The organism is Dactylosporangium salmoneum (genome assembly GCF_039532525.1).
In the GTDB taxonomy this organism is placed as follows: Bacteria; Actinomycetota; Actinomycetes; order Mycobacteriales; family Micromonosporaceae; genus Dactylosporangium; species Dactylosporangium salmoneum.
Genome location: NZ_BAAARV010000037.1, coordinates 24743 through 30771 on the forward strand (window position 1 = coordinate 24743; position 6029 = coordinate 30771).

At 70.0% G+C, this 6029-nt stretch carries 9 protein-coding genes; 1 reads left to right on the forward strand and 8 read right to left on the reverse strand.

All coding sequences use genetic code 11. The annotated features are described in order from the left end of the window. The first annotated feature begins 8 nt into the window (after positions 1-8). A complete protein-coding gene (locus ABD352_RS24620) occupies positions 9-1109 on the forward strand; it encodes an EscU/YscU/HrcU family type III secretion system export apparatus switch protein (RefSeq protein WP_344614834.1) in 1101 nt (366 codons plus the stop codon). Between the two features lie 142 nt (positions 1110-1251). Here the strand turns inward: ABD352_RS24620 and ABD352_RS24625 are convergent, their stop codons facing one another. The 8 genes from ABD352_RS24625 to ABD352_RS24660 all read right to left on the reverse strand — a co-directional run. Beyond that, positions 1252-2019, reverse strand: coding sequence for a flagellar biosynthetic protein FliR (locus ABD352_RS24625; protein WP_344614835.1), 768 nt, complete (start codon positions 2017-2019; stop codon positions 1252-1254). A 4-nt stretch (positions 2020-2023) separates the two neighbouring features. Continuing rightward, positions 2024-2299, reverse strand: a complete 276-nt coding sequence (gene fliQ / locus ABD352_RS24630; RefSeq protein ID WP_344614836.1) for a flagellar biosynthesis protein FliQ — start codon at positions 2297-2299, stop codon at positions 2024-2026. An 18-nt stretch (positions 2300-2317) separates the two neighbouring features. Then, positions 2318-3118 carry a flagellar type III secretion system pore protein FliP gene (fliP, locus tag ABD352_RS24635; protein ID WP_344614837.1) on the reverse strand — a complete coding sequence of 267 codons (801 nt, stop codon included), beginning with the start codon at positions 3116-3118 and terminating at the stop codon, positions 2318-2320. Beyond that, positions 3115-3387, reverse strand: a complete 273-nt coding sequence (locus tag ABD352_RS24640; RefSeq protein WP_344614838.1) for a flagellar biosynthetic protein FliO — start codon at positions 3385-3387, stop codon at positions 3115-3117. The genes fliP and ABD352_RS24640 overlap by 4 nt, the downstream gene beginning before the upstream one ends. Before the next feature lie 55 nt (positions 3388-3442). Next, the gene (gene fliN, locus ABD352_RS24645; RefSeq protein ID WP_344614839.1) at positions 3443-4195 is read right to left on the reverse strand and encodes a flagellar motor switch protein FliN; all 753 of its coding nucleotides are present in this window, start codon (positions 4193-4195) and stop codon (positions 3443-3445) included. Next, a complete protein-coding gene (locus ABD352_RS24650) occupies positions 4192-5160 on the reverse strand; it encodes a flagellar motor switch protein FliM (RefSeq protein WP_344614840.1) in 969 nt (322 codons plus the stop codon). Before ABD352_RS24650 ends, fliN begins: the two co-directional genes overlap by 4 nt. A 166-nt stretch (positions 5161-5326) precedes the next feature. Further along, a complete protein-coding gene (locus tag ABD352_RS24655; protein ID WP_344614841.1) occupies positions 5327-5782 on the reverse strand; it encodes a flagellar basal body-associated FliL family protein in 456 nt (151 codons plus the stop codon). Between the two features lie 15 nt (positions 5783-5797). After that, positions 5798-6029, reverse strand: a 232-nt coding sequence (locus tag ABD352_RS24660) for an OmpA/MotB family protein (RefSeq protein WP_425553629.1), incomplete at its 5' end; no start/stop codon positions are given.

Here is a 6029-nt window from a genome sequence, read left to right on the forward strand (position 1 = left end):
CGTGAGCGATGGCCGGCGAGAAGACCGAGCAGCCTACTGAACAGCGAAAACAGCGGGCGCGGCGGGAAGGCACCAGGGCCCGCACGCCCGACCTCGGCGCCTGGGGCGGCGTGCTGGTGGCGAGCCTGCTGCTGCCCACCATGGCCCGCCAGACCGTCGACCGCACCCACGAGCTCTTCGCCCGGGCTACCCAGACGTTCACCGACCCGGAGCCGGAGAAGGCCTTGGAGCTGGTGAAGGCCGGGGTCAAGGACATGGTGATCATCGTCGCGCCGATCACCGTCGGGCTCTTCGCCTTCGCGATCGTCGCCGCCGCCGCGCAGGGCGGCCTGCGCCCGGCGACGAAGATGCTCAAGCCGGACTTCAAGCGGCTCAACCCGTTCGCCGGGCTGAAGAAGACCTTCGGCGGCCACGCGTGGTGGGAGTCGACCAAGTCGCTGTTCAAGGTCCTGGTGCTCGGCCTGGTCGTCTACAACAGCATGCAGAGCCTCGTGCCGGCGCTGCTGTCGGCCACGACGGTGCCGCTGGAGACGGTCATCGGGCTGGTCGCGAGCACCGTGCTGCACGTGATCCAGATCGCCGCGGCGACCGGCCTGGTGCTCGCCGCGGCCGACTACATGGTGGCCCGGCGGCGGGTCAACAAGCAGCTGCGGATGTCCAAGGAAGAGGTCAAGGAGGAGGCGAAGCGGTCCGAGGGTGACCCGCACGTCAAGGGCCAGATCCGGGCCCGGCAGCACGCCATGGCCCGCAGCCGCATGATGGCCGACGTGCCCTCCGCCGACGTGGTGGTGGTCAACCCGACGCACGTGGCGGTGGCGCTACGGTACGAGCCGGAGAAGGGCGCGCCGCGGGTGGTGGCCAAGGGGGCCGGGCTCATCGCGGCGAAGATCCGCGAGGTGGCCACCGAGCACCGGGTGCCGCTGGTGCAGGACGTCGCGCTGGCCCGCGCGCTGTTCGGGGCCTGCGAGGTCGGCGACGAGATCCCGGCCCAGTTCTTCGGCGCGGTGGCCCGGGTGCTCGCCTTCATCATGCTGCTCAAGTCGAAGGGCTCCGCGGCCGGCCTGCACACGAACGTGCTCGGCCCCGGACCGGGCGAACCGCAGGCCTGACCGAGTGAACGTGCCGGCCCCGGACGCGCGAAGCGCCTGCCGGGAGAGCGCACGCAAAGGGCGAGCGCACCAAAAAGCACTCAAAGCCCCAAGAGCACCAAGAGCACCAAGAGCACCAAGAGCACCAAAAGGCGCGTAGGGCTCAGCCGCCCAAGAGGCGCAGCACCAGCGCGAGAGAGCGGGTGGTGAGGTTGGCCATCGCGTTGGGCAGCAGCATCATCGCGGTGCCGACGATCGTCAGGGTCAGGAAGATCTTGGCCGGGAAGCCGAAGGAGAACGGGTTCAGCGCCGGCGCGGCCCGCGTCAGCAGCCCGAGCGACACGTCGACGGCGAGCATGATGCCGACCAGGGGCGCCGCGATCTGCAGCCCCGCCAGGAACATCTGGCCCGCGCCGGTGGTCACGAGCTGGGTGAAGTGGTCGACCGAGAGCGTGCCGTCGAGGGGGATGGCGCGGTACGACTGCGTGAAGCCGCGCAGGATCAGCTGGTGCGAGTCGGTGGCGTACATGACGGCCATCGTGATGAGGCCGTAGAAGCGGCCGAAGACGGCGTTGCCCTGCAGCGAGAAGGGGTCCATCGCGAACGCCAGCGTGAAGCCCCCGACCAGGTCGATGAGGTTGCCCGCGATCTGGGTGGCGGCGAAGATCAGCATGGTCAGGAAGGCCAGCGCGGCCCCCACCGCGGCCTGCTCGACGGCGATCGCGACCAGCTGCCACACCGAGAGCTCCGGCGGGATCTGCAGGGCCAGCTTCGGGGCCAGGGGCAGCGCGATGGCGACCGACAGCAGCCCCTTCACCGTCGCCGGGGTGCCCCGGTTGTTGAACGGCGGGCAGAGCGCGAGCCAGACGCCGGCCCGGATGGAGGCCAGCAGGATGGCGATGACGGTGCCGAGCGACAGCTCGAGCGGCATCGGCTCAGGCGCCGTTGATGAGGTCGGGGATCTGGGCGTAGAGCTGTTCGGTGTACGCCACCATCTCGTGCAGCATCCAGTTGCCCGCCAGCACCAGGGCGGCGCCGATGGCCGCGGCCTTCGGCACGAAGCTCAGCGTGCTCTCCTGGATCTGGGTGACGGACTGGAACAGCGACACGGCGAAGCCGACGACGAGCGACGTCAGCAGGATGGGCGCGCCCAGCTTGGCGGCGATCGTCATCGCCTGCAGCGCCAGCTCGATGATCTTGGTGTCGGTCATTGCAGCGGTACCTCGCCATCAGCCTCGGTAGCTGGCGACCAGCGCGGTGAGGATCAGCCCCCACCCGTTGACCAGCACGAACAGCAGGAGTTTGAACGGCAGGGCGATCGTCACCGGCGGGAGCATCATCATGCCCAGCGACATCAGCGCGGCCGAGACCACCATGTCGATCACCAAAAACGGGATGTAGATGACGAAGCCCATGATGAACGCGGCCCGCAGCTCGGAGAGCACGAACGCGGGGACCAGCGTGGTCATGGGCACGTCGTCCTTGTTCTTCGGCGCCGGCCGATCGGCGATCTTGGTGAAGAGCCCGATCTCGTCCTTGCGCGTCTGCTTGAGCATGAACTGACGCAGCGGCTGCGAGCCGTCCTTGAACGCCACCGACTGCGTCTTCTCGCCCTTGATCCAGGGCTGCACGCCCTGGTTGTTCACGTCGGAGAGCACCGGCGACATGATGAACAGGCTGATGAACAGGGCGAGGCCCGCCAGCACCTGGTTGGGCGGCACGTTGCTCAGCCCGAGCGCGTTCCGGGTTATCGAGAGCACGACGAAGATCTTCGTGAACGAGGTCATCGTCAGGAGTAGCGCGGGGGCCACCGACAGCAGGGTCAGCGCGATCATGATGGTGATCGACTGGCTGGGCTTCACGCCGTTGACGTCGATGTTGACGGTACCGTCGGGCTGCCCGTCGACCGCCGGAGCGCTCGGCGCCGTCGGCGGCTTCGGGGTCGGCACCGCCTCGGCGATCCCCGGGGCCAGCAGCGGCCCCAGCACGAGGGTCAGCGCGCACGCCAGCAGCAGGAGGGCGCGCTTCATCGCCGTCCGCTCCGCAGGTGCTTGAGCGCCTGCTCCACCGGGTTGGGCAGCGGCGCCGGCTCGGGGAACAGCGTGGCGTCGGCGTCGGCCAGCAGGGACACGCCGGCGTCGGTCACCCCGAGCACGAGGGCCCGGTCGGCGACCTTGACGACCGCGACCGACGAGCCGCGACTGAGCTGCTGGTGTGCCACCACGGTGAGCGTTCCTCCACCGCGGCCGCCGAGCGGGCGTCGAACCAGCCGCGCGAGCGCCCACAGTATCGCGATCACTACCGTGAGTGAGCACATTACGCGCAAAACGACTTCGATCATGGGTTGCCTGCCGCTAGGCCCGGTCGCTCGGGCCGACGATCTCCGTGATCCGGATGCCGAAGTTCTCGTCGATCACGACCACCTCGCCGCGCGCGATGAGCCGGCCGTTGACCAGCAGGTCGGCCGGCCCGCCGGCGGCCCGGTCCAGCTCGATCACCGCGCCCGGGGCCAGCGACAGCAGCTCGCGCACGCTCATCCGGGTCCGCCCGAGCTCGGCGGTGACCTCCATCTCGACGTCGTGCAGCAGGTCGAAGGCGGGCGGCCCGGTGCGCGCCCGCTCGTACGCGGCCGGCTCGTCGCGGCCGCCCCCGCCGGGCACCTCCGCGGCGACGGCCAGGCCGACCACCGCCTGCACGCCGAGGTCGGCGGGCTCCTGGGCGATTAGCGGGACCAGCACGCCGCCCGCGCCGGCCAGCTCGGCCAGGGCCCGCGCGGGCTCCAGCAGCTCGCCGGGGTCGACCACGACCGGCCCCAGGACGGCCGCCGCCGCCTCCAGGGCGGGCCGGACGGCCTGGCTCAGGTCGAGGCTGCCCATCGGCGAGTTCGCCAGCGCCTCGACGAGGTCCCGCGTGACGACGATGGCGACCTCGCCCTGCGCCGCCCCGGCGAAGCGGGCCCGGACCGCCTGGCCGGCGATCGCCACCTCGTCGACGTTCTGCGTGGGTGCACCGACGGAGAGCGGAGCGCTGGCGGGCAGCAGCGCGACGGCGGCCTGCGCGGCCGCCTCGGCCCGGGCCAGCTGTGCCTCGTTGGTACCGATCGTCATCGGCTGGTCTCCTCAGCGCGGTTCTTCATGCCGAGTTGCCCGGCGGGCCGGTGGGTGGGGTGCTGGCCCGGCTGGGGGCTCGGCACCACCAGGCACGCCATGCGGTTGCCCTGCGCGCCGGGCACGGCGTAGGCGAACGTGATGTCCGCGGTGACCACCGCGAGGGGCGTCGAGGTGGAGTGCGCCAGCGGGACCACGTCGCCGGGCTGCAGCCCGATCAGGTCGGCGGGGTGCATCCGGACCGGCTGGAAGCGCACGGAGACCTCGATCGGCGCCCCCTCGAGCCCGGCCACCACGTTGCGGTAGGCGGCCTCGCGGGCGGCGCGCTGCGCCTCGGTGAGCACGCCCTCGCCCCGCTCGCCCTGCAGCTTGGGGAAGATCGCCCCGAAGGGCAGACAGACGGTGGCCATGCACTCCTCGGTGCCCACGCGCATCTCGAACGACGACACGATCACGGCGTCGGAGGCCGCGCCCGCCTGCGCGAACTGGGGGTTGTACTCGATGTTCTTCATCTCCGGCCGCAGCTGCACGACACCCTCGAAGGCGTACCGCAGCTCGCCGAGGGTGCGGTCGATCAGCCCGTGCAGCAGCGGCATCTCGATGTCGCTCAGCGGGCGCTGCGGCTGCGGCCCGCCGGGGCCGCCCAGCATGTGGTCGATGCAGGCCATGGCCGTGCTCAGGGAGAACTCCAGAATGGCGGTGCCGGGCAACGGGTCGATGGTGAACATCGCGACGACCGTCGGGCTCGACAGGCCGGCGATGTACTCGTCGTAGTTGAGCTGTTCGATGGAGACCAGGCTGATCGACGACACGGCGCGCAGGCTCGTGGTCAGCAGCGTGGCGTACTGGCGGGCGAAGGTCTCGAAGCAGATCTGGAGGGTGCGGATGTGCTCCCGGGAGAGCTTGGTCGGGCGACGGAAGTCATACGGCTCCGGACCGGAACTCTTGCCGCCGCGCCGGCTCATCCTGCCGGGCGTGCGGCCGCTTCCGGTCGCGGACGTTGACTGCGTCACTCTCTTACCATCGGTCTTTTCGGGTGCAGGTTGACGTAAAACGGCCGAAACGGACCTGAAGGTTTCCTCAGAGACCTGTCGGGCACGCTCCGACAAGGGTCGGTGGGGCGGCTGCCCCTTACTGAATCACGAAGGTGGTGAAGTAGATGTCCATTACCTCCTTCTTCTTCTCCACCGTGTAGGCCTTCACGACCTTCGCGACGAGCTCCTTCTTGGCCTTGTCGCGCCCGGCGGTGGTGAGCAGCTCGTCCTCGCTCTGGTTGCTGAACTGCTCGATCGCGATGTCCAGGGCCTTGCTGCCGTCCGGTGCCTCGGCCGCCTCGGTGGTGGCCTGCAGCGTCATCTTGAGCTTCAGGTAGTGCCCGTCGGCGAGGTTGATCGTGATCGCGTCGAGCACGGCGACCACGCCCGGGGTGGGGGCCGGCTCGGCGGTGGCCTTCTTGGGGGCGAACATCATGTACCCGCCGAACCCGCCGCCGCCGAGGGCGATCAGGGCGATCGCGATGATCATGATGAGCTTCTTCTTGCCGCCGCCCTTGGCGGGCGTTTCCTCGGTCTTCTTCTCGTCGGCCATGATGTGCCTCCCTCGTCAGTTGGTGGTGTTGGTGGATGCCGAGGGCAGTAGCGCCCGGATGTCGGCCGGCAGGTTGGACAGGACGATGACCTCGACGCGGCGGTTGAGGGTTTCGGCGCGGGGGTCGGTGGCGGGGTAGAGGGGTTTGGTGTCGGCGAAGCCGGCGGCTTGGAGGCGGGTGTCGGGGATGGCGGCGTCGGTGTGCAGCATGCGGACGACGGCGGAGGCGCGGGCGGAGGACAGTTCC

What these genes read in the sequence shown, in the direction of transcription:
- fliQ (WP_344614836.1), bottom strand. Translation starts at nt 2,299, where the DNA reads ATGACCGACACCAAGATCATCGAGCTGGCGCTGCAGGCGATGACGATC.
- ABD352_RS24655 (WP_344614841.1), bottom strand. Translation starts at nt 5,782, where the DNA reads ATGGCCGACGAGAAGAAGACCGAGGAAACGCCCGCCAAGGGCGGCGGC.
- ABD352_RS24650 (WP_344614840.1), bottom strand. Translation starts at nt 5,160, where the DNA reads ATGAGCCGGCGCGGCGGCAAGAGTTCCGGTCCGGAGCCGTATGACTTC.
- ABD352_RS24620 (WP_344614834.1), top strand. Translation starts at nt 9, where the DNA reads ATGGCCGGCGAGAAGACCGAGCAGCCTACTGAACAGCGAAAACAGCGG.
- ABD352_RS24625 (WP_344614835.1), bottom strand. Translation starts at nt 2,019, where the DNA reads ATGCCGCTCGAGCTGTCGCTCGGCACCGTCATCGCCATCCTGCTGGCC.
- fliN (WP_344614839.1), bottom strand. Translation starts at nt 4,195, where the DNA reads ATGACGATCGGTACCAACGAGGCACAGCTGGCCCGGGCCGAGGCGGCC.
- fliP (WP_344614837.1), bottom strand. Translation starts at nt 3,118, where the DNA reads ATGAAGCGCGCCCTCCTGCTGCTGGCGTGCGCGCTGACCCTCGTGCTG.